This is a genomic window from Streptomyces sp. TLI_185 (assembly GCF_003814765.1).
GTDB lineage: Bacteria > Actinomycetota > Actinomycetes > Streptomycetales > Streptomycetaceae > Streptomyces.
On sequence record NZ_RKRB01000001.1, the window covers coordinates 9,666,347 to 9,685,379 of the forward strand.

Below are 19,033 nucleotides of genomic sequence, written 5' to 3' on the forward strand. Positions count from 1 at the left end.
CGAGGAGCCCCTAATGACCCACCCGTCCGACACGGGTCCGGCCCCGGTGCTGGCGCTCGAGGACATCTCGAAGTCCTTCGGCGCGGTGCGCGCCCTGCGGGACGTTTCCCTGGAGTTGTTCCCCGGTGAGGTGCACGCACTCGCCGGAGAGAACGGCGCGGGCAAGTCGACCCTGATCAAGACCCTTGCCGGTGTGCACCGGCCCGATGCCGGCCGGGTGCTGCTCGACGGTGAGCCCGTCGTCTTCCACGGGCCCGGCGACGCCCGCGACGCCGGCATCGCTGTCATCTACCAGGAGCCCACGCTTTTTCCCGACCTTTCGATCGCCGAGAACATCTTCATGGGCCGCCAGCCCCGGCGCGCCCTCGGCCGTATCGACCACAAGGCCACCCACGCGGCGACCCTGGCCCTGATGCAGCGACTCGGCGTCGAACTCGACCCCGACCGCCCGGCCCGCGGCCTGTCCATTGCCGACCAGCAGATCGTCGAGATCGCCAAGGCCCTTTCCTTCGAGGCCCGCGTCCTGATCATGGACGAGCCGACCGCCGCCCTCACCGGCAGCGAGGTGGCCCGCCTCTTCGGCGTCGTGCGCACCCTGCGCGAACAGGGCGCCGCGGTCCTGTTCATCTCGCACCGGCTGGAGGAGATCTTCGAGATCTGCCGGCGGGTCACCACCCTGCGCGACGGGGCCTGGATCTCCAGTGAGCCGATCGAGGGCATGACCGAGGACGACCTCGTACGGCGCATGGTCGGCCGCGACCTCGACGAGCTGTACCCCAAGCAGGACGTCGAGCCGGGCGAAGTCGCCCTGAGCGTACGACGGTTGACCCGGGAAGGCGTCTTCACCGACGTCTCCTTCGATGTGCGGCACGGCGAGATCGTCGGCCTCGCCGGCCTCGTCGGCGCCGGCCGTACGGAGGTCGCCCGAGCGGTCTTCGGCATCGACCGGTGGGACGCCGGCGAGGTCGAGGTCCAGGGACGCAAGCTCACCAACGGCGCGCCCTCCACCGCCATGGCCGCCGGGCTGGCCCTCGTTCCCGAGGACCGGCGCGCCCAGGGCCTGGTGATGGACATGTCCATCGAGCGCAACATCGGCCTCACCGGACTGCGTACGACCGTGAAGGCGGGCCTCGTCGACCGCGGCGCCGAGCGCAGCCGGTCCCTCGACTGGGCCGTCAAGCTCCAGGTCAAGTACGCCAGGATCGCCGACACGGTCAACACCCTGTCCGGTGGCAATCAGCAGAAGGTGGTCCTCGCCAAGTGGCTCGCCACCGGCCCGAGGGTGCTGATCGTCGACGAGCCCACCCGCGGCATCGACGTCGGCACCAAGGCCGAGGTGCACCGGCTGCTCGGTGAGCTGGCCGCCGACGGCGTGGCCGTCCTGATGATCTCCTCCGACCTGCCCGAGATCCTCGGCATGGCCGACCGCGTGCTCGTCATGCACGAGGGCCGCCTCACCGCCGAGATCCCACGCGCCGAAGCCACCGAGGAAACCGTGATGGCCGCAGCCACCGGGAGGGCCGCCGCATGACGGTGACCACTACCGACGAAACCCCCGTCGCCGAGGTGCCCAAGTCCAGCGGCACCCGGCTCGTCGACCGCGTCTTCAAGATGCGCGAACTCGCCATCCTGCTCGTCTTCCTGGTGATGATCGCCATCACCCAGGCGGGCAACAGCGAGTTCCTGTCCGAGCAGGGCATCAAGGACCTGCTGCTGAACGCGACCATCCTGGTGCTGGTCGCCACCGGCCAGTCGCTGGTGGTGATCACTAGGAACGTCGACCTGTCGGTCGGCTCGACCCTCGGCATCAGCGCCTTCGCCGCCGGTGACCATCTGCACGGCGGTGGCAACCCACTGATCGCCATCCTGCTGGCGGTGCTGCTGGGCGTGGGCTTCGGCCTGCTCAACGGCCTGCTCGTCAGCCTCGGCCAGGTGCCCGCCCTCGTCGTCACCCTCGGCACGCTCTACATCATCCGCGGCGTCGACTCCATCTGGGTCGGCTCCCGCCAGATCACGGCGGCCGACCTCCCCGGCGGCTTCGTGGACTTCGGCTCCGGCGGTATCTCCGCGGTGCCGTGGCTGGCGCTGATCGCGCTGGCGGTGCTGGTGGCGACGGCCCACTACCTCAAGCACTTCGGCAGCGGACGCGAGCTGTACGCGCTCGGCTCCAACCCGGAGGCGGCGCGGCTCGCCGGCATCCCAGTCCGCAAGCGGATCCTGGCCGCGTACACCTTCTGCGGTGGCCTTGCCGGCCTCGCGGGCGCGATGTATCTGGCCCGGTTCGGCAACGTCGACTCCGGGACCGGCAACGGCTACGAACTCACCGTCGTCAGCGCGGTCGTGGTCGGCGGCGTCGTCTTCACCGGCGGCTCCGGGAGCGTGTACGGAGCCGCGCTCGGTGCCCTGCTGCTGACCTCCATCAACAGCGTGCTGCCCGCCCTCGGCGTCAGCTCCGTGTGGGTGCTCGCCATCAACGGCATCCTGCTCATCCTCGCCATCGCGGTCGACCGGGTCGTCGCGCTGCGCGTGGCCTCCGCCCTGAAGAAGAGGAACGCCCGCCATGCCTGAGTCACTGACGCGCGCGGTCCGCTGGGACACGGTCGTCGGCGCGCTCCTGGTCGTCCTGTTGCTGTTGTCGTTCAGTACGGTCGACGGGTTCGGCAACGCCCTGAACCTGTCGTTCCTGATCGGCAACACCCTGCCGATCGCCCTGATCGCCCTGCCCATGACGCTCCTCGTCGTCTCCGGTGAGATCGACCTGTCCGTCGCCTCGACGGCCGGCCTCTCGGGCGCCGTGATGGGCAAACTGTGGAACGACGGCATGGCCATCGAGACGATCATCCCGCTGTGCCTGCTGCTCGGTGTGGTGTGCGGGCTCGTCAACGGGCTCCTCGTCACCCGGCTCGGGCTGCCCTCCCTCGCCGTCACCATCGGCACCCTCGCCGCCTACCGGGGCATCGCACAGATCGTGCTCGGCTCCGACGCGGTGACCGACTTCCCCACCCAGTACCTGGACTTCGCGTCCGGACGCATCGGGAACACCTTCATCCCGCAGGCCTTCCTGCCCTTCCTGGCCCTGCTTGCCCTCGCGGTGGTCGTCCTGCACGCCACCCCGTTCGGACGCTCCCTGTTCGCGATCGGCGCGAACGAGGAGGCCGCGCGGTTCGCCGGCATCCGCGTCAGGCGGCACAAGCTGATCCTGTTCACGGTGACGGGGTTGATGGCCTCGCTCACCGGGATCTTCTGGGCGCTGCACTACGCCAGCGCCCGCTACGACAACGCCACCGGTCTCGAACTCTCCGTCGTCGCCGCGGTGTTGCTCGGCGGCATCGACTTCGACGGCGGCAAGGGCACGCTCGGCGGCGCGATCGCGGGAGTCTTCCTCCTCGGCGCGCTGCAGAACGTGATGAGCCTGCTCAATGTCTCGGCGCAGTCGCAGATCGTCGTCACCGGCGTGTTGCTCGTGATCTCCGTTCTCGGTCCCAGGGTGGCGAGGCAGATCGGACTGGCGAGGGCGGCACGCTCAGCCGGATAGGTCGTTCGCAGGCTGCGGGCCGTGTGTGGCTGGTCGCGCCCACGCGGCGGTAGCCGCATGTCCAACACAGCGCCGCGCCCCTGAAGGGCGCGTCGTACTCACCTTCGTCAAAAGGAAACCGTCATGCGCAAGTCATCCCTCCGCCGTGCCTGTGCGGCGCTCGCCGCCGGAACCTCCCTCGCCCTGGCGCTGACCGCCTGTGGCGGCACCACCAAGAACAACTCCAAGAGCGACGACGCGGGTGCCACTTCCACCGCCAAGGCCGACCCCAACGCCGCCCTCAAGAAGGGCCTGACCGTCGGGTTCCTGCCCAAGCAGGTCAACAACCCGTACTTCACCTCCGCCGACAAGGGCGGCGAGAAGGCCCTCGCCGAGCTGGGCGGCAAGTACAAGGAGGTCGGCCCCTCCAGCGCCACCGACACCGCCGGCCAGGTCTCCTACGTCAACACGCTCACCCAGCAGCAGGTCAACGCGATGGCCGTGTCCGCGCAGGACCCGGGCGCCCTGTGCACCGCGCTCAAGCAGGCCATGAAGAACAACATCAAGGTCGTCACCTACGACTCCGACACCAAGCCCGACTGCCGCAACGCGTTCGTCTCGCAGGCCTCCGCCGAGGACCTGGGCCGTACCGAAGTCCAGCTGCTGGCCCAGCAGATCGGCTACAAGGGTGAGATCGCGATCCTGTCCGCCGCGCAGACCGCGACGAACCAGAACGTGTGGATCGACTTCATGAAGAAGGAGCTGGCGGACCCGAAGTACAAGAACATCAAGCTGGTCAAGGTCGCCTACGGCAACGACGACGCCCAGCAGTCCTTCCAGCAGACCCAGGGCCTGCTCCAGCAGTACCCGAACCTGAAGGGGATCATCTCCCCGACCACCGTCGGTATCAAGGCGGCCGCCCAGTACCTGTCCGGCTCCAAGTACAAGGGCAAGGTCAAGCTGACCGGTCTCGGCACCCCGAACGACATGCGCAAGTACGTCAAGAACGGCACCGTCGAGGGCTTCGAGCTGTGGGACCCGTCCAAGCTGGGCGACCTCGCCGCCCGTACCGCCGTTGCGCTGGCCTCCGGTCAGATCACAGGCAAGGAGGGCGAGACCTTCAAGGCCGGCTCCACCGAGTACACCATCGGCAAGGACGGCGTGATCACCCTCGGCAAGCCGACCGTGTTCAACGCCAAGAACATCGACCAGTTCAACTTCTGAGCCCTTCCACCCCTGCGGGAGCTGGTACTTCATGCAGCGCGTCTGTTTCCTCCTCAAGGTCCGCGAGGACCGGCTCGCCGAGTACCGCGAACGCCATGCCACCGTGTGGCCGGAGATGATCGAGGCACTCTCCGCCACCGGCTGGCACAACTACTCCCTCTTCCTGCGCGACGACGGCCTGCTCGTCGGCTACCTGGAGACCGAGGACTTCGACGCCGCGATCGCCGGCATGGAGGCCACCGAGGTCAACGCCCGCTGGCAGGCCGAGATGGCGCCCTTCTTCGAGTCGCTGGACGGCGCCCGGCCCGACGAGGCCATGAAACCGCTCACCGAGGTCTTCCACCTCGCCTGACATCTCCCCGGCACACCTCCCCTCCCGCTCTCGTACGACAATGGAGTCCCCTGAGATGAGACGACGCACCTTGCTGGCCGGCGCCATGCTCAGCGCGGCGGCGGCCCCCGTCCTCGGTGCCGGAACCGCACGGGCCGCCGACCCGGGCCCCTCCGTCACCAAGAAGGGCACCACCCGACTCGACGCGACGGCCGTCTTCTTCGTCTCCTACGACGGCCTGGTCAACAACAACTCGTTCCAGAAGAACGGCCTGTTCACGTACAAGGGCTACCAGTACGCCGCCTGGTACACCTCGACGGGTAACGCCGTGGTCGGCCGTCGCGTGCTCGGCGGGAGCAGCTGGTCGACCGTCACGTTGCCCCATGTCCTCAAGACCAGCGACTCCCACAACGTCATCTCCATGGGCGTCTCCAAGGTCGACGGCCGTCTGCACCTCAACATGGACTCCCACAGCGACGGCTACTTCTACGTGAAGTCGATCGCCGGCCTCCTCGACAACCCGGCGACCACGTCCTGGACGTCGTCCGTCTTCGGCGCAGTGCAGACCTCGCTCGACGGCCTCGCGCTCACCTCCCAGTTCACCTACCCCCAGTTCGTCTCGACCCCCGAGGGCAGGCTGCAGCTCAGCTACCGGGTCGGGATCTCCGGCAACGGCCGCAACGCCCTTGCCGAGTACGACGGTTCGACGTGGACGGCACTGGGGGAGTGGTCCAGCTCCACGGGCACCTACACCAGCTCGCACGGCTCGTCGACCGCCCGCAACATGTACCTGCACGGCATCGACTACGACGTCAACGGCCGGCTGCACTCCTTCTTCACCTGGCGCGAGCAGAACGCCGCCGTGATGTGCAACAGCGGCGGCATCACCAACCACGACACCGGCTACGTCTACTCGACCGACCGCGGCCGTACCTGGCGCAATGACGCGGGCACCGTCGTCGGCACGACCGGCAGCTCCGACACGGTGGCCGTCACCGACGGCGGACTGGTCGTCGACTCGCTCAACCCCGACCACTCGCTGATGAACCAGGAGAGCCAGTTCACCGACTCCTCCGGCCTCCCGCACGCGATCATCAGCTATGTTCCCGGCCGCTTCGGCCAGTGCACCGCCAACTACGTCGCCGACCGCACCGCCAACGGCCGCGCCTTCCACGTCCGCAAGAACTCCTCCGGCACCTGGCAGAAGACCGAGATCCCCGTCGCACTCAACTCCAGCCAGCGCACCAAGCTGATCATGGACAAGTACGACAACGCCTACGCGATCTTCCCCTTCGGCCGTATCGCCGGCGCCTCGAAGGCCTCCGGATACACGGACTGGACGCTGCTGTACGACGGCAGCGAACTGAACGCCTTCGGCGAGGTCGTGATCGACGAGCTGCGCGTCAAGGCGGACAACGTCCTGTCGTTCATGTACCAGGAGAAGTCGAGCGGTACGACCCCCTCGGCCCTCCACGTCGTCGACTTCGCTCTGCCCGCGTGACCGGGCCTGATGCGTCGGATGATGACGGTAATGTGAAGGCCTTCCGGCCGAACAACGTCCCCCTGGAGGTCCCTGCCCGATGAGCCAGTCGGTGGGTATCAAGGACGTCGCCCGCGCCGCCGGAGTCTCCGTCGGCACGGTGTCGAACGTGATCAACCGTCCGGACACGGTCGCCACGGAGACCCGGGCCCGGGTGCTGTCCGCGATCGACCGGCTCGGCTACGTCCGCAGCGAGTCCGCGCGCCAGCTGCGCGCGGGCCGCAGCCGGATCATGGGGCTGCTCGTCCTGGACATGGGCAACCCGTTCTTCGTGGACGTCGCGCGCGGCGCCGAGCGTGCCGCGCGCGATGCCGGCCTCGGTGTCATGGTCTGCAACAGCGCCCAGAGCGCGGGCGAGGAGGCCGAGTACCTCTCGCTCTTCGCCGAGCAGCGGGTGCGCGGCGTGCTGCTCACCCCCGCCGACGCGACCGGCCGGAACATCGAGACGTTCCGCCGGCACAACATCCCCTTCGTCCTCGTCGACCGGGTCGCCGAGGGCACCACCGAGTGCTCCGTCTCCGTCGACGACGTGGCGGGCGGCGCCCTGGCCGTGCGCCACCTCGTCGACGCCGGTCACCGCACCATCGCCTACGTCAGCGGCCCGCCCGGCCTCAACCAGGTCCGCGACCGCCGCACCGGTGCCCTGAACGCCCTCGCCGAGGCCGGCCTCGGACCGGACTGCCTGCGCGAACTGCCCACCGAGCGGCTCGACGTGGCGGCCGGCCGGGACGCCGGCGCCCGTCTCCTCGGCCTCGCCGACCGCCCCACCGCCGTCTTCTGCGCCAACGACCTCCTCGCCCTCGGCGTCCTGCAGGCCATGTACGCGGCCGGCATAACGGTCCCCGACGACCTCGCCATCGTCGGCTACGACGACATCGAGTTCGCCGCCGCCGCGGCCGTCCCGCTCACCTCGGTACGCCAGCCCGCCGTCACCATGGGCGCCCTGGCCGCCGAGCTGCTGTTGGAGGAGACGGAGGCGGAGACCGGGACGAAGCGGCACGAGCACCGGCGTGTCGTACTCCAGCCGGAGCTCGTCGTACGACGCTCCAGCCTGTCCGCCCGCTGATCGCCCGGTCAGTAAGTTTCATGATCCCAGGGGTCCGCCGCCGGACGAACATGTGGTGAAGTGGGACGCGGCCCGAAACCCGTCCGTCCCTGGAGACCCGTTGACCGCCACCTACCGCCAGCCCGGCGTCGTCCTCACCGACCGCCACTTCACCGTGCCCCTCGACCACGACGACCCGGCAGGGGAGACGATCGAGCTCTACGCCCGTGAGGTCGTCGCGAGCGACAAGGCCCAGCAGAACCTGCCCTGGCTGGTCTACCTCCAGGGCGGCCCCGGCTTCGGCGCCAACCGCTTCGTGGGCAGGCAGTCCTGGCTGGGCCGCGCCCTCAAGGAGTACCGCGTCCTCCTCCTCGACCAGCGCGGCACCGGCCACTCCACCCCCGCCAACCGCCAGACCCTCCCGCTGCGCGGCGGACCCGCCCAACAGGCCGACTACCTGGCGCACTTTCGCGCCGACGCGATCGTCCGCGACTGCGAGGCGATCCGCGCCCAGGTCACCGGCGGCGCCCGCTGGACGGTCCTCGGCCAGAGCTTCGGCGGCTTCTGCACGGTGAACTACCTCTCCACCGCCCCCGAAGGCCTGACCGCCGCCGTGATCACCGGCGGCCTGCCCTCCCTCGACGCGCACGCCGACGACGTCTACCGCGCCGCCTACCCCCGCATCGAACGCAAGGTCACCGCCCACTACGCCCGCTACCCGCAGGACGTCGAGCGCGCCCGCCGCATCGCCGACCACCTCCTCACCCACGAGGTCACCCTCCCCGGCGGCTACCGCCTCACCGCCGAGGCCTTCCAGTCCCTCGGCATCGTCCTCGGCGGCAGCGAGGGCAGCCACCGCCTGCACTACCTCCTGGAACACGCCTTCGTCCGCACCCCGCAGGGCCCGGCCCTCTCCGACGCGTTCCAGGAGGAGGTCCAGGGCCTCCTGTCGTATGCGAGCCACCCCCTCTACGCCCTCGTCCACGAGGCGATCTACGGCCAGGGCGAGCGCCCCACCGCCTGGTCCGCCGAACGCGTCCGCGCCGAGTTCCCGCAGTTCGACGCCGCGAAGACGCTCGCGGGCGATGGCCCGCTCCTGTTCACCGGCGAGTCCATCCACCCCTGGATGTTCGACTGCGACCCGGCGCTGCGCCCCCTGCGCGAGACCGCCGACCTCTTGGCCGCCCGCACCGACTGGCCGTCCCTCTACGACCCCGTGCGCCTCGCCGCCAACGAGGTCCCGGTGGCGGCGGCGGTCTACCACGACGACATGTACGTCGACACGGCCCATGCTCTCGAGACGGCGCGCACCATCCGCGGATTGCGGACCTGGGTGACCGACGAGTTCGAGCACGACGGCGTGCGTGCGGGCGGGCCGCGGGTGCTGGACCGGCTGCTGGCGCTGACGCGTGACGAGGCATGAGAATCACCGGGAGTGATGTCGGCGTCACGCACTAGTCTTCGACCATGACCGAGCCGAAGATCACCGAGTTGCAGCCCATGCCTGCCGACTGGCAGCGAGCCCTCGCCGTCGTCGCGCACCCGGACGACCTCGAGTACGGGTGCTCGGCGGCCGTCGCCGCCTGGACCGACGAGGGCCGCGAGGTCGTCTACGTACTGGCCAGTCGCGGCGAGGCGGGCATCGACACACTGGAGCCCGCGAAATGCGGTCCGCTGCGTGAGCGGGAGCAGCGGGCGAGCGCGGCCGTGGTGGGGGTGACGCAGGTGGAGTTCCTCGACCACAAGGACGGCGTGATCGAGTACGGCACCGCCCTGCGCCGCGACATCGCCGCCGCGATCCGCCGGCACCGACCCGAGTTGGTGATCACCCTCAACCACCGGGACACCTGGGGCGGCATCGCGTGGAACACCCCGGACCACGTGGCCGTCGGCCGCGCCGTGCTCGATGCGGCGGGCGACGCCGGCAACCGGTGGATCTTCCCCGAACTCGTCGAACAGGGCCTGGAGCCCTGGAACGGCGTCCGCTGGGTCGCCGTCGCAGGCTCCGCCTCGCCCACACACGCGGCGGACGCCACGGCCGGACTGGAGCGCGCGGTGCACTCGCTGCTCGAACACCGCAGCTACATCGAGGCGCTGACCGATGAGGACCCCGAGACATACGTCCGCGGATTCCTGACGGCGAACGCCACGGCGACGGGGGAGCGGTTCGGGGGCCGGCCGGCGGTCGCGTTCGAGGTCTTCAGCCGATAGGCACAGCCGACGAATATGGGGGAGCACATGAACGGCACGGAAGCACTGGCCGACCGGTTCGAGGAGCACCGGGGCCACCTGAAAGCGGTCGCCTATCGCATGCTCGGTTCGGTTGCCGAGGCGGAGGACGCCGTCCAGGAGAGCTGGTTGAAGCTGAGCCGCAGTGATGCGGACGGCATTCACAACCTGGGCGGCTGGCTGACCACCGTGGTCGGACGGGTCTGTCTCGACATGCTGCGCTCCCGGGCCTCGCGTCGCGAGGATCCCATCGACGAGACGTTCGTGCCCGATCCCGTGATCAGGCCCCTGTCGCAGATCGACCCCGAGCAGGAGGTGCTGCAGGCCGACTCGGTGGGGCTCGCGCTGCTGGTGGTCCTGGAGACCCTGGAGCCCGCCGAGCGGCTGGCGTTCGTGCTGCACGACATGTTCGCCGTGCCGTTCGACGACATCGCGCCGATCGTGGAGCGCAGTTCGGCGGCGACCAGACAGCTGGCCAGCCGGGCCCGGCGCCGCGTGCAGGGCGCCACCCCGTCCTCGGAACCCGACCTCGGCAGACAGCGGCAGGTCGTCGACGCCTTCATGGCGGCCGCCCGCGCCGGTGACTTCGAGGCGTTGGTCGCGGTCCTGCATCCCGACGTGGTGCTGCGGGCCGACTCCGGTGCGCTGGTCGGGGGCGCAGCCGCGTCCAAGCTGGTGCGCGGGGCGAAGCCGGTGGCCGAACAGGCACTGCTGTTCCGGCAGTTCGCGCAGTTCGCGCGGGTGGTGCTGGTCAACGGGGAGATCGGCGTCGTCAACGCGCCCGAGGGCCGGCCGCTGTCGGTCATGGGTGTCACCGTCGCCGACGGCCGGATCGTGGCCCTGCACATCCTGGCCGACCCGCAGCGGCTCGCCCGCCTGCACCTCGGCGCGTTCGACTGAGGGTCAGGCGGCCACGGCCAGCGGACGGAGGGTGCGGTGCGGGTCCACGACCCGCCCGTCCGGCAGCAGTTCACCGGTGTCGTCGAACACGATCGTCCCGTTGCACAGCAGGCTCCAGCCCTGTTCGGGATGGGCCGACACGATCACGGCGCTGTGGTGGTCCGGGCTGTCTGAGGTGGGGCACGTCGGCCGGTGACTGCACATGATCTCTCTCCTCGATCCGTCTGGCTCCCGCCTGAAGTGGGCTCGTATCTGTGATAGCCGAGCTTGTTTTCCGTTGAATGAGGAGACCCCCACAGCGCCGGAAACTCATCGGTGAGGTTCGGTTTCCCACAGGTCGTTTTCGGCGGGATCCGCAGCGGAGTCTCTGTCACACCCGCGTGGGAGCGTGGGACATGGACAAGCGGTGCGCGTCGAGCCGAAGGGGGCCGGGTCATGGCCGACGTCGATTCGCAGTTCCTGCGTGGCCTGTTCGACGAGGAGGGCAGTCTGCACACCGCGGGCCGCACGGCGCTGTACCGGCTGTACGGCCTGGAAGGCCTGCTGTACGTCGGCATCTCGATCGCCCCGCTCACCCGCGTGCGCACGCACCTGCGGGAGCAGCCGTGGGCGTCGCAGGTCGTCGGGATACGGATCGCGTACCCGGCCGACGCGGAGGCAGCCGAACGCGAGGCCGTCTGGACAGAGCGCCCCAAGTACAACGTGATCTTCAACGGCCAGATCCCGCCCGCCCCGCCGGACCGGGCTGCGCGCCTCCGGACCGAACTCGCCCTCGAACGACGCCGGTTGGCGGAGTTCGAGTCGACCGTGCCCGAGTCGTCGGCTCACCTGAGGCTCATAGCCCGCGGAATCAAGGCGAAGCAGGCGAAGATCGCGAAGCTGGTCGAGAACATCGAGAACATCGAGAAGGCCGAGAAGGCCGAGAAGGCCGAGAAGGCCGAGAAGATCGAGAACACCGAAGCCGCACGTCACCACGCCCCGAAACGGAGCAGGCGGGTGGGGTCATGACCGCCGCTCACCGAAGCCGTTTTCCGCGAGGACCAGGGAGGCGACTCCACGCCCGACCTGCGCCAGCCCCACCAGCAGGTCGGCGCAGTCGATCAGTTGCGATCCGGTCTGCTCGACGCGTGCCTCGGCCAGCGCGATCGCCTTGCGCGAGTACGGCGTCCAGGCGATCCGCTCGGCCGCCTGCGAGGCCCCCATGCTCAGCCGGCCGCCGACCGAGCGGTGGACGACCTCCGCCGACACGCCGGACTCCTGCAGTAGCCGGGTGGCGCTGTTGTCCTCCGCGGTCAGCCCCCACAACAGGTGCTCGGTCCCGATGTAGTTGTTGCGGTGCTGCACAGCCGCCGCCTTGACGTGGCTCATCGCCCGCCGGAGGTCCTCGGTCATCGTCTCGGGACTGTAGCGCTTGTGCGGGGCCTGGAAACGTTGCTGCACGGCCTGCCGGGTCACGCCCAAGGCCGACCCGATGTCCGTCCACGACACGCCGTGCATCCGGCAGTGCTCCACGTAGTCCTCGACCAAATCGTCCGCCAGCGCCTGGAGTTGGCCGGATATGGTGGCGGCGGCGGTCAGCAGGGCCAGCCAGTCGGGCTGCTCCTGGTCACCGGGGCGGTGGGCGTTGGCGCATGTGCGGTCCACTTCGGCGATGAGGCCGTCCAGATCGGGAAGAGTCATGAGGCAAGTGCGCCTTGACAAAACCGATTTGTCAAGGCGCACTTGCCTCATGGGAGTTGAGGAGAGATCAGCGCACGGGGACGAACAGCCGCTGTCGGGCGGAAACGTCAGCGACGGCGTCGTCCGCATCGGCGACACCGTGCGCCGGCCAGCAGGTCCCTGGACACCCGCGGTGCATGCTCTGCTCACGCACCTGCACGAGGCCGGCTTCCATGCGGCCCCGCGCCCCCTTGGGATCGACGACCAGGGGCGCGAGGTGCTGACCTTCGTGCCGGGCCGCGTGATCTGGCCCGACCGGTTCGCCCTGGTGGAGCCGACAGCGGGGCTGGTCCGCGTGGCCCGGCTGGTCCGGGACTTCCACGACGCCGTAAAGGGGTTCACGCCGCCGCCCGACGCCCGCTGGCAGGTGCTGGTTCCCGCGGAGGGCGCCGACATCATCGCTCACCAGGACCTGGCGCCGTGGAACCTCGTGGTCGGCGGTGAGGAGGAGTGGTCCTTCATCGACTGGGACACGGCCGCCCCCGGCTCTCGCCTCTGGGACGTCGCCTACGCCATCCGCGGCTTCGTGCCGCTGTCCGCTCATCCCGACTGGCGAACCCCCGACGCCGCCGCCCGCCTGCGCCTCTTCGCCCACGCCTACGGACTCGACGAGACCGAACGGCGCACCCTCGTACCGATGCTGGGACGCCGCACCCGAGCCATGCACGACTTCCTGCGAGACCAGTCGGACCGGGGACATCAACCGTGGGCGAGACTCTGGGCGGAGGGACACGGGGACGCGTGGCGTGGGGATGCGGAATACATCGAAGAGCGCGAGGAGCAATGGGAGCGAGCGCTGCTGTCCGGCTGACCGTCGCTCTGCGGGCTACCAGGGGCAGCCGCGGATCGTCATCCGACCGTGCCCAGATCCGCGGCGAACCAGTGCTCCGGCCGCATACGCACCACGACGTGATCGGCGAGTTCGTCCTCGGCAAAGGCCACGAACTCGTCGAGTGCCGCCCCCGACAGATAGCGCCCGGCCATCTCACGGTGGAGCGCGCCGCTTCCCTCGGCCACCTCGGCGACCGGTCCTTCGACCGAGACGTACCTGGTCGTCGGCTCCGTGCGCTGGACCATCAGACTGAAGCGGCCCGCCGCCCTGATCAGGGTCATCTTCCGGGAGTCCGCTCCGGTGAGGATCCACGGCAGTCCGCCGCGCTCGTAGGCGTACCAGATCGGCACCACCAGCGGCCCGCGGTCGTCACCGGCGGCGACACCCAGCGCGGCCACGTGCGGCTCAGCAAGGAAACCTTCCCGTTCTTCGCGTGAAAGCGCCATACGACGACTGTACGTACGGCCACCGACAGTGGTCCGGCGCGCCCGGTTAGGCTTGGCGTCATGCCAGATCAGACAGCCGACCGGGCCGAGCTGCGCGGCGACTGCGAGCGTTGCTTCGGTCTCTGCTGTGTCGCCCTGCCGTTCGCCGCCTCCACCGACTTCGCGATCGACAAACAAGCCGGCACGCCCTGCCCGAACCTGCGGGAGGATCACCGCTGCGGCATCCACGCCCGGCTGCGGCAGCAGGGCTTCAGCGGCTGCACGGTCTACGACTGCTTCGGCGCGGGCCAGAAGGTCTCGCAGGTCACCTTCGGCGGACAGGACTGGCGCACGGGCTCGCGGGCGGACGCCCGGCGCATGTTCGACGTGTTCCCGGTCGTACGGCAGCTGCACGAACTGCTCTGGTACCTCACCGAGGCCCTTGCCCTGCCCCCGGCCCGCCCCGTCCACGCCGATCTGCGCCGCGCCCTGGAGAAAACCGAGGAGCTCACCCGCCAAACCCCCGAGCAGCTGGCCGCGTTGGATGTGGGCGCGCACCGGCAGGACGTGAACGTGCTCCTGCTGAAGACCAGCGAGCTGGTACGCGCCGGTACCGGAGCCCGCGGCCGCAAGAAGGACCGCCGCGGCGCCGACCTGATGGGCGCCCGCCTCAAGGGCGCCGACCTGCGCGGTGTGAACCTTCGCGGGGCCTACCTCATAGCCGCCGACCTGACCGGAGCCGACCTGCGCAGCGCGGACATGATCGGCGCCGACCTGCGCGACGCCGATCTCACCGACGCCGACCTGACCGGCGCCTTCTTCCTCACCCAGCCCCAGCTCAACGCCGCCCGCGGCAGCGCCGGCACCCGGCTGCCGGACTCAGTCACGCGCCCCGTGCACTGGACAGCGCAGCCCTGACGGATCCTCGTCCAGGGCCTCCGCGGAAGAGACCCCGGCGGTGACGCTGCGCCGCTCCAGGTGCAGCCGCAGCCCCTCCGGCATCAGCGTGAGCCGCTCGGTCACCTTCAGCCGGTAGCCGGGGTCGGGCCGCAGGTCGTAGCGGCGCAGCAGCAGGCCGAGCACCAGCGTGGCCTCGTGCAGCGCGAACTGCCGCCCGATGCACGCCCGCGCTCCCGTTCCGAACGGCTTGAAGGTGTGCGGGGCCCGGGACCGTACGGCCTTCGGGTCGAAGCGGTCCGGGTCGAACCGCTCCGCGTCGCTGCCCCACACGTCCGGGTCGCGGTGCAGCATCGCGGTGAGGACCAGCGCCCAGGCGCCCCGCCGCATCGGATGGTCCCCGGCCAGCACGGTGTCCTCGCGGGCCTCCCGGGCGAATGCCGGAGCGGTCGGCCACAGCCGCAGCGCCTCGTCCAGCACCCGCCTCACATACCGCAGCTTGGCCACCTGGTCGTAGCCGGGCATGGCCGCATCGCCCCAGACGGCGTCCACCTCGGCCCTGGCGCGGGCCGCGATCTCGGGGTGCCGGGAGAGGTAGTGGAGGGCGAAGGAGAGCGCGCCCGAGGTCGTCTCGTGGCCGGCCACCAGGAAGGTGATGACCTGGCGGCGCACGTTCTCGGCGGACAGCCGCTCCCCGGTGTCGGGGTGGGCCGTCTGCAGCATGCGGTCCAGCAGATCCCCGTCCCCGCCCTCGCCGGACGCGCGACGGGCCCGGACCAGGTCGTCGACGGTGCGGTTGAGATACGCGATGTCGGCCTCGTTGCGGCGCGAGGCACTGCGCAGCAGGAACGGCGCCAGCGGCGACGGCACCGTGTTCAGACGCTGGGCGTATGTCAGGGTGCCCACCATCGCGGTCACGAACGGATGCAGCCGGGGCCGCTCGAAGGAACCGAAGTCGTGCCCGAACCCGGTGCGTGCGATCGTCTCCAGCGTCAGCTTGGTCATGTCACCGGGCACGTCCACCGCCCGGCCCGCCGCCAGCTCGCGGTCCCAGTGGTCGGTCAGTCGCTCGGCCACCGCCAGCATCATCGGGTGGTAGCCCTCCATGGCCTCCCGGCTGAAGCCCGGGGCCAGGACGTCGTGTGCCAGCTGCCAGTTCGGCTCGTGGTTGTACGCCGTGAACAGCGCGTCCCCGACGACCGGCCGCAGATTGGCGACCCCGAGACCGACGTGCTTGGCGAAGCGCGACTCGTCCGCCATGTCGGCGGCCGGCTCGGCGCCCCACACGAACACGAACTCCTTGCCGAACGCCTTGCGCCGGAAGATCGGCCCGAGCTGCCGTGCGTAGCGCATGGAGTCCTGGACGGGCGCGCGCCGGTCGGCGCCGAGCACATCGCCGAGCAGGGGGAGCCGGTGCGGGGGATGCGGAATGCGGTGCAGCTCGGGCCAGCCCTGTTCGGCGCCCCGGAAACCCTTGGGAAGCGCGGCCTGTGTCGCCGGTCCGGCCCCTGACGTCGTCTCCGCCATGACGCGTTCTCCCTTGAATCAGCGGCAGGTCGAGCTGTCGTACAGCTGCTCGGAGCATCTGTTGTACGTGGGTTCAATAGTGGGTCCAGTCTGATCCCGCTGTTGAACCGACGTCAAGTAAAGTGCGGGCATGGCCGCAAACCAGGGCGAGCGCACGCGCCGCCGGCTCAGCACCGAGGAGCGCAGGGAGCAGCTGCTGGCGGTGGGGGCGCGGCTGTTCTCGGAGAGCCCGTACGACGAGGTGTGGATCGAGCAGGTCGCCGAGATCGCCGGTGTCTCGCGCGGGCTGCTGTACCACTACTTCCCGACCAAGCGGGACTTCTTTGCCGCGGTCGTCGAGCGGCAGAGCGAGCGGATGCTGCAGATGACGGCGGCCGTGCCCGGTGTCCCGGCCCGCGAACAGCTCGCCGCCGGACTCGACATCTTCCTGGAGTACGTGCACACCCACGCGCACGGCTTCCGCGCCTTCCACCGTGCGGACGCGGCGGGGGACCAGGCCATCCGCCGGGTCTACCAGCGAGCACTGGCCGCCCAGGAGCGGCAGATCCTGGCCACGCTCGCCGCCGACCCCGAACTCGGCCCGGTCGCACAGCAGCGCCCCGACCTCAAGCTGGCCGTCCGCGGCTGGCTGGCCTTCACCACGGCCGTCTGCCTGGAGTGGCTGCGGGGTTCGGATCTGACCCGGGAACAGGTGCGCGACCTGTGCGCCCGGGCGCTGCTGGGCGTCATCGCACCCTGAGACGCACACGCTTCGGCCACCCCGTGGTTGGCGTACACCCCGATCTTCGATAGGTTAGGCAAGGCTTACCTAAGGAGGTTTGGGATGGGTGACAGCCCCAACTGGACGGCCGCGCCTGCCGCGGCCGAACGGGCCCGGTCGGTACTCGCGGCCGCCTGGTCCTGCGCGGTGACCGCGGACGGCGGGCGCGAGGAGTTCGTCGGCGCGCACAGCGTGGACGAGAACGGCCGGGTGCTGCTGCACGTGCGCGAGGACAGCGCCCTGCTCGCGGCCGCGATCTGCGCACCCCGCGGAGAACCCCATGCGGTGCTGGAGTTCGCCGACGTCGCGCCCGTCCCGGTACGCCACCGGATCCGCGCCCGGCTCTGGCTCGCCGGGTACTTCCTCCCCGAGGACGGCCACCTGGCCTTCCGGGCCACCCGGATCGTGCTGCGGCAGTCGTCCGGCGCGGTGGTCGTCGACCTCGACGAATTCGCCGCCGCCGAACCCGACCCGCTCGCCCTCGCCGAGGCACACCTGCTCACCCATCTCGCCGACTGCCACCCCGACGCCGTCGAGCGGCTCACCCGGCTCGTCGACCACGCCAGTCTCCACGGCGCGGTCCGCGTCCAGCCCGTCGCCGTCGACCGGCACGGACTGACGCTGCGCATCGAACGCAGCCGAGCCCACGGCGACGTACGACTGCCCTTCCATGCACCCGCCGACGACGTCGGACAGCTCACCGAACGCATGCACGCCCTGCTCACGCAGGCCGGCACCGCCTCCTGCCCGCGCGCCCTACAGCGGCAGCGCACAGACGGCGACGGGTGAGGCGAACGGCTCGCCCGCGAGCCGCAGGTCACCGCTCTTGCCGTCCACGTGGAAGACACTGACCGTGCCGGACTTCTGGTTCGCCGCGAACAACAGTGTCCCGTCCGGCGAGAAGGCGATCTGGCGCGGGAAGTCACCGGACACCGGCACCGTGCCGAGCAGCCGCAGCCGGGCGCCGTCCGCCTCGACGGCGTAGCGCGCGAGGCTGTTGTCGCCGCGGTTGGCGAGATAGGCGTAGGAGCCGTTCGCGGTCACCAGGATCTGCGCCGGGTAGTTGGTTCCCGGGCCCGAGCCCGTGGACTGCGGCTCGCCGACCGTCAGACGTCCCGTGGCGCCCTCGTACGTGCAGACCGCGACCGTGTTGTCGACCTCGTTGGCCAGATAGGCGTGCCGTCCGCCGGGGTGGAAGGTGAGATGGCGCGGACCTGCACCGGGCCGGGTGTGCGCCTGCCCGACCTCGGTGAGGGTGCCCCGGGGCTCGTCCAGGCGGTAGGTGTAGACGGTGTCCGTGCCCAGGTCGACGGCGAGCACATGGCCGCCGTCGGGGCTGGTGATGAACTGGTGGGCGTGCGGGCCCTGTTGGCCCGGTCCGGGGGCCGGGTCCGAGTGCGTGACCACCTCCGTGCGCTCGCCCAGCGCTCCCGACTTGTCGATCGGGTGCACGGCCACACTGCCCGACGTGTAGTTGGCGCTCAGCAGCCAACGGCCGCTCGGATGCACGGAGAGGTGGCAGGGTCCCGCCCCGCCGGTGCTACGGGCACCCAGGATCTTGCGGTCGGCGAGGCGTACGGCGGTCACGGCGCCGTCGTCGTGCTCGTTCACCGTGTACAGCGTGCGGCGGTCCGGGTGGAGCGCGAGATACGACGGGTTGACGATGCCCGTCAGGGTTCCGGTTCCACTGATACGGCCGGACGTGGGGTCGTACGTGGCGAGGCCGACGCCCGTGCCGCCGCCCTCGACGGTGGTGTAGGTGCCGAGGTAGAGCGGCTGGGGGCCGGCGGGCTTCCTGGCCGGGTGCGGGACGGAGGGCTCGGCGGAAGGCTGCTCGGCGGCGGGCGCCGCACTGTCGGGCGTCGCGGTGGTGTGGGCGGCCGCGTTCTTGGGTGGCGCGGGTGCCGGCAGTGCCGTCACCGCGGCCGCTCCCGCGAGCGCGCCGACGAGACGGCGCCTGCTCCAGCCGCCGCCCGCCGCTCCTGTCCCACTGCCCATGTCCACACCTCAGGTGGTCGCTCGCCTCGATCGTGACAAGCCACCATGACCCGCTCTTGCGGGTGCGCGCAAGAACGGCAACAGCCGTTGCG

General features: G+C 70.3%; 20 protein-coding genes. 15 read left to right on the forward strand and 5 right to left on the reverse strand.

Annotated elements, in window-relative coordinates; all coding sequences use genetic code 11:
* The first annotated feature begins 13 nt into the window (after nucleotides 1–13).
* From EDD92_RS44380 to sigJ, 10 genes are all read left to right on the forward strand, one after another.
* Complete coding sequence (locus tag EDD92_RS44380) at nucleotides 14–1,531, forward strand: sugar ABC transporter ATP-binding protein (RefSeq protein WP_123969499.1); 1,518 nt, start codon at nucleotides 14–16, stop codon at nucleotides 1,529–1,531.
* On the forward strand, nucleotides 1,528–2,568 hold the full coding sequence (locus EDD92_RS44385) for an ABC transporter permease (RefSeq protein WP_123969500.1): 1,041 nt from the start codon (nucleotides 1,528–1,530) through the stop codon (nucleotides 2,566–2,568). Before EDD92_RS44380 ends, EDD92_RS44385 begins: the two co-directional genes overlap by 4 nt.
* Nucleotides 2,561–3,535 (forward strand): ABC transporter permease, encoded by a 975-nt coding sequence (locus EDD92_RS44390; RefSeq protein WP_123969501.1) that lies wholly within the window; start codon nucleotides 2,561–2,563, stop codon nucleotides 3,533–3,535. The genes EDD92_RS44385 and EDD92_RS44390 overlap by 8 nt, the downstream gene beginning before the upstream one ends.
* Before the next feature lie 123 nt (nucleotides 3,536–3,658).
* Complete coding sequence (gene rhaS, locus EDD92_RS44395; protein WP_123969502.1) at nucleotides 3,659–4,738, forward strand: rhamnose ABC transporter substrate-binding protein; 1,080 nt, start codon at nucleotides 3,659–3,661, stop codon at nucleotides 4,736–4,738.
* A gap of 31 nt (nucleotides 4,739–4,769) precedes the next feature.
* On the forward strand, nucleotides 4,770–5,090 hold the full coding sequence (locus tag EDD92_RS44400) for an L-rhamnose mutarotase (RefSeq protein ID WP_123969503.1): 321 nt from the start codon (nucleotides 4,770–4,772) through the stop codon (nucleotides 5,088–5,090).
* Nucleotides 5,091–5,145: 55 nt separating this feature from the next.
* On the forward strand, nucleotides 5,146–6,570 hold the full coding sequence (locus tag EDD92_RS44405; RefSeq protein ID WP_123969504.1) for a BNR repeat-containing protein: 1,425 nt from the start codon (nucleotides 5,146–5,148) through the stop codon (nucleotides 6,568–6,570).
* 79 nt (nucleotides 6,571–6,649) lie between these two features.
* Nucleotides 6,650–7,675 (forward strand): LacI family DNA-binding transcriptional regulator, encoded by a 1,026-nt coding sequence (locus EDD92_RS44410; protein WP_030937505.1) that lies wholly within the window; start codon nucleotides 6,650–6,652, stop codon nucleotides 7,673–7,675.
* A gap of 100 nt (nucleotides 7,676–7,775) precedes the next feature.
* Nucleotides 7,776–9,077 carry an alpha/beta fold hydrolase gene (locus EDD92_RS44415; protein ID WP_123969505.1) on the forward strand — a complete coding sequence of 434 codons (1,302 nt, stop codon included), beginning with the start codon at nucleotides 7,776–7,778 and terminating at the stop codon, nucleotides 9,075–9,077.
* A gap of 44 nt (nucleotides 9,078–9,121) precedes the next feature.
* Nucleotides 9,122–9,865, forward strand: coding sequence for a PIG-L deacetylase family protein (locus tag EDD92_RS44420; RefSeq protein ID WP_123969506.1), 744 nt, complete (start codon nucleotides 9,122–9,124; stop codon nucleotides 9,863–9,865).
* 27 nt (nucleotides 9,866–9,892) lie between these two features.
* On the forward strand, nucleotides 9,893–10,783 hold the full coding sequence (gene sigJ / locus EDD92_RS44425; protein WP_123969507.1) for an RNA polymerase sigma factor SigJ: 891 nt from the start codon (nucleotides 9,893–9,895) through the stop codon (nucleotides 10,781–10,783).
* Nucleotides 10,784–10,786: 3 nt separating this feature from the next.
* On the opposite strand, the gene EDD92_RS44430 is transcribed toward sigJ, so the two are convergent.
* Complete coding sequence (locus tag EDD92_RS44430) at nucleotides 10,787–10,987, reverse strand: DUF5999 family protein (protein WP_123969508.1); 201 nt, start codon at nucleotides 10,985–10,987, stop codon at nucleotides 10,787–10,789.
* A 231-nt stretch (nucleotides 10,988–11,218) separates the two neighbouring features.
* Between EDD92_RS44430 and EDD92_RS44435 the strand changes: the two genes are divergently transcribed.
* Entirely contained in the window at nucleotides 11,219–11,791 is a 573-nt protein-coding gene (locus EDD92_RS44435) for a GIY-YIG nuclease family protein (protein ID WP_260327183.1), read from the forward strand.
* On the opposite strand, the gene EDD92_RS44440 is transcribed toward EDD92_RS44435, so the two are convergent.
* Nucleotides 11,786–12,463 (reverse strand): Clp protease N-terminal domain-containing protein, encoded by a 678-nt coding sequence (locus EDD92_RS44440; protein ID WP_260327184.1) that lies wholly within the window; start codon nucleotides 12,461–12,463, stop codon nucleotides 11,786–11,788. The genes EDD92_RS44435 and EDD92_RS44440 overlap by 6 nt on opposite strands.
* Before the next feature lie 49 nt (nucleotides 12,464–12,512).
* Between EDD92_RS44440 and EDD92_RS44445 the strand changes: the two genes are divergently transcribed.
* Nucleotides 12,513–13,313, forward strand: coding sequence for a phosphotransferase enzyme family protein (locus tag EDD92_RS44445; RefSeq protein ID WP_123969509.1), 801 nt, complete (start codon nucleotides 12,513–12,515; stop codon nucleotides 13,311–13,313).
* A gap of 38 nt (nucleotides 13,314–13,351) precedes the next feature.
* Here the strand turns inward: EDD92_RS44445 and EDD92_RS44450 are convergent, their stop codons facing one another.
* Entirely contained in the window at nucleotides 13,352–13,780 is a 429-nt protein-coding gene (locus EDD92_RS44450; protein ID WP_099933376.1) for a pyridoxamine 5'-phosphate oxidase family protein, read from the reverse strand.
* Nucleotides 13,781–13,840: 60 nt separating this feature from the next.
* Here EDD92_RS44450 and EDD92_RS44455 point away from each other — a divergent pair, with 60 nt between their 5' ends.
* Complete coding sequence (locus tag EDD92_RS44455; protein WP_123969510.1) at nucleotides 13,841–14,677, forward strand: pentapeptide repeat-containing protein; 837 nt, start codon at nucleotides 13,841–13,843, stop codon at nucleotides 14,675–14,677.
* Here EDD92_RS44455 and EDD92_RS44460 read toward each other — a convergent pair.
* On the reverse strand, nucleotides 14,639–16,183 hold the full coding sequence (locus EDD92_RS44460; RefSeq protein WP_123969511.1) for a cytochrome P450: 1,545 nt from the start codon (nucleotides 16,181–16,183) through the stop codon (nucleotides 14,639–14,641). The genes EDD92_RS44455 and EDD92_RS44460 overlap by 39 nt on opposite strands.
* Before the next feature lie 130 nt (nucleotides 16,184–16,313).
* Between EDD92_RS44460 and EDD92_RS44465 the strand changes: the two genes are divergently transcribed.
* A complete protein-coding gene (locus tag EDD92_RS44465) occupies nucleotides 16,314–16,922 on the forward strand; it encodes a TetR/AcrR family transcriptional regulator (RefSeq protein ID WP_123969512.1) in 609 nt (202 codons plus the stop codon).
* Between the two features lie 84 nt (nucleotides 16,923–17,006).
* The gene (locus tag EDD92_RS44470; protein ID WP_123969513.1) at nucleotides 17,007–17,732 is read left to right on the forward strand and encodes a DUF2470 domain-containing protein; all 726 of its coding nucleotides are present in this window, start codon (nucleotides 17,007–17,009) and stop codon (nucleotides 17,730–17,732) included.
* Here EDD92_RS44470 and EDD92_RS44475 read toward each other — a convergent pair.
* A complete protein-coding gene (locus EDD92_RS44475) occupies nucleotides 17,700–18,941 on the reverse strand; it encodes a lactonase family protein (protein WP_123969514.1) in 1,242 nt (413 codons plus the stop codon). The genes EDD92_RS44470 and EDD92_RS44475 overlap by 33 nt on opposite strands.
* Nucleotides 18,942–19,033 lie beyond the last annotated feature (92 nt).

Excerpts from the sequence above, each read along its gene's own strand:
- EDD92_RS44440 (WP_260327184.1), bottom strand. The coding sequence starts at position 12,463 with ATGACTCTTCCCGATCTGGACGGCCTCATCGCCGAAGTGGACCGCACA.
- EDD92_RS44400 (WP_123969503.1), top strand. The coding sequence starts at position 4,770 with ATGCAGCGCGTCTGTTTCCTCCTCAAGGTCCGCGAGGACCGGCTCGCC.
- EDD92_RS44450 (WP_099933376.1), bottom strand. The coding sequence starts at position 13,780 with ATGGCGCTTTCACGCGAAGAACGGGAAGGTTTCCTTGCTGAGCCGCAC.
- EDD92_RS44445 (WP_123969509.1), top strand. The coding sequence starts at position 12,513 with ATGGGAGTTGAGGAGAGATCAGCGCACGGGGACGAACAGCCGCTGTCG.
- EDD92_RS44465 (WP_123969512.1), top strand. The coding sequence starts at position 16,314 with ATGGCCGCAAACCAGGGCGAGCGCACGCGCCGCCGGCTCAGCACCGAG.
- EDD92_RS44470 (WP_123969513.1), top strand. The coding sequence starts at position 17,007 with ATGGGTGACAGCCCCAACTGGACGGCCGCGCCTGCCGCGGCCGAACGG.
- EDD92_RS44420 (WP_123969506.1), top strand. The coding sequence starts at position 9,122 with ATGACCGAGCCGAAGATCACCGAGTTGCAGCCCATGCCTGCCGACTGG.
- sigJ (WP_123969507.1), top strand. The coding sequence starts at position 9,893 with ATGAACGGCACGGAAGCACTGGCCGACCGGTTCGAGGAGCACCGGGGC.
- EDD92_RS44405 (WP_123969504.1), top strand. The coding sequence starts at position 5,146 with ATGAGACGACGCACCTTGCTGGCCGGCGCCATGCTCAGCGCGGCGGCG.
- rhaS (WP_123969502.1), top strand. The coding sequence starts at position 3,659 with ATGCGCAAGTCATCCCTCCGCCGTGCCTGTGCGGCGCTCGCCGCCGGA.
- EDD92_RS44390 (WP_123969501.1), top strand. The coding sequence starts at position 2,561 with ATGCCTGAGTCACTGACGCGCGCGGTCCGCTGGGACACGGTCGTCGGC.
- EDD92_RS44455 (WP_123969510.1), top strand. The coding sequence starts at position 13,841 with ATGCCAGATCAGACAGCCGACCGGGCCGAGCTGCGCGGCGACTGCGAG.
- EDD92_RS44460 (WP_123969511.1), bottom strand. The coding sequence starts at position 16,183 with ATGGCGGAGACGACGTCAGGGGCCGGACCGGCGACACAGGCCGCGCTT.
- EDD92_RS44430 (WP_123969508.1), bottom strand. The coding sequence starts at position 10,987 with ATGTGCAGTCACCGGCCGACGTGCCCCACCTCAGACAGCCCGGACCAC.
- EDD92_RS44410 (WP_030937505.1), top strand. The coding sequence starts at position 6,650 with ATGAGCCAGTCGGTGGGTATCAAGGACGTCGCCCGCGCCGCCGGAGTC.
- EDD92_RS44385 (WP_123969500.1), top strand. The coding sequence starts at position 1,528 with ATGACGGTGACCACTACCGACGAAACCCCCGTCGCCGAGGTGCCCAAG.
- EDD92_RS44380 (WP_123969499.1), top strand. The coding sequence starts at position 14 with ATGACCCACCCGTCCGACACGGGTCCGGCCCCGGTGCTGGCGCTCGAG.
- EDD92_RS44475 (WP_123969514.1), bottom strand. The coding sequence starts at position 18,941 with ATGGGCAGTGGGACAGGAGCGGCGGGCGGCGGCTGGAGCAGGCGCCGT.
- EDD92_RS44435 (WP_260327183.1), top strand. The coding sequence starts at position 11,219 with ATGGCCGACGTCGATTCGCAGTTCCTGCGTGGCCTGTTCGACGAGGAG.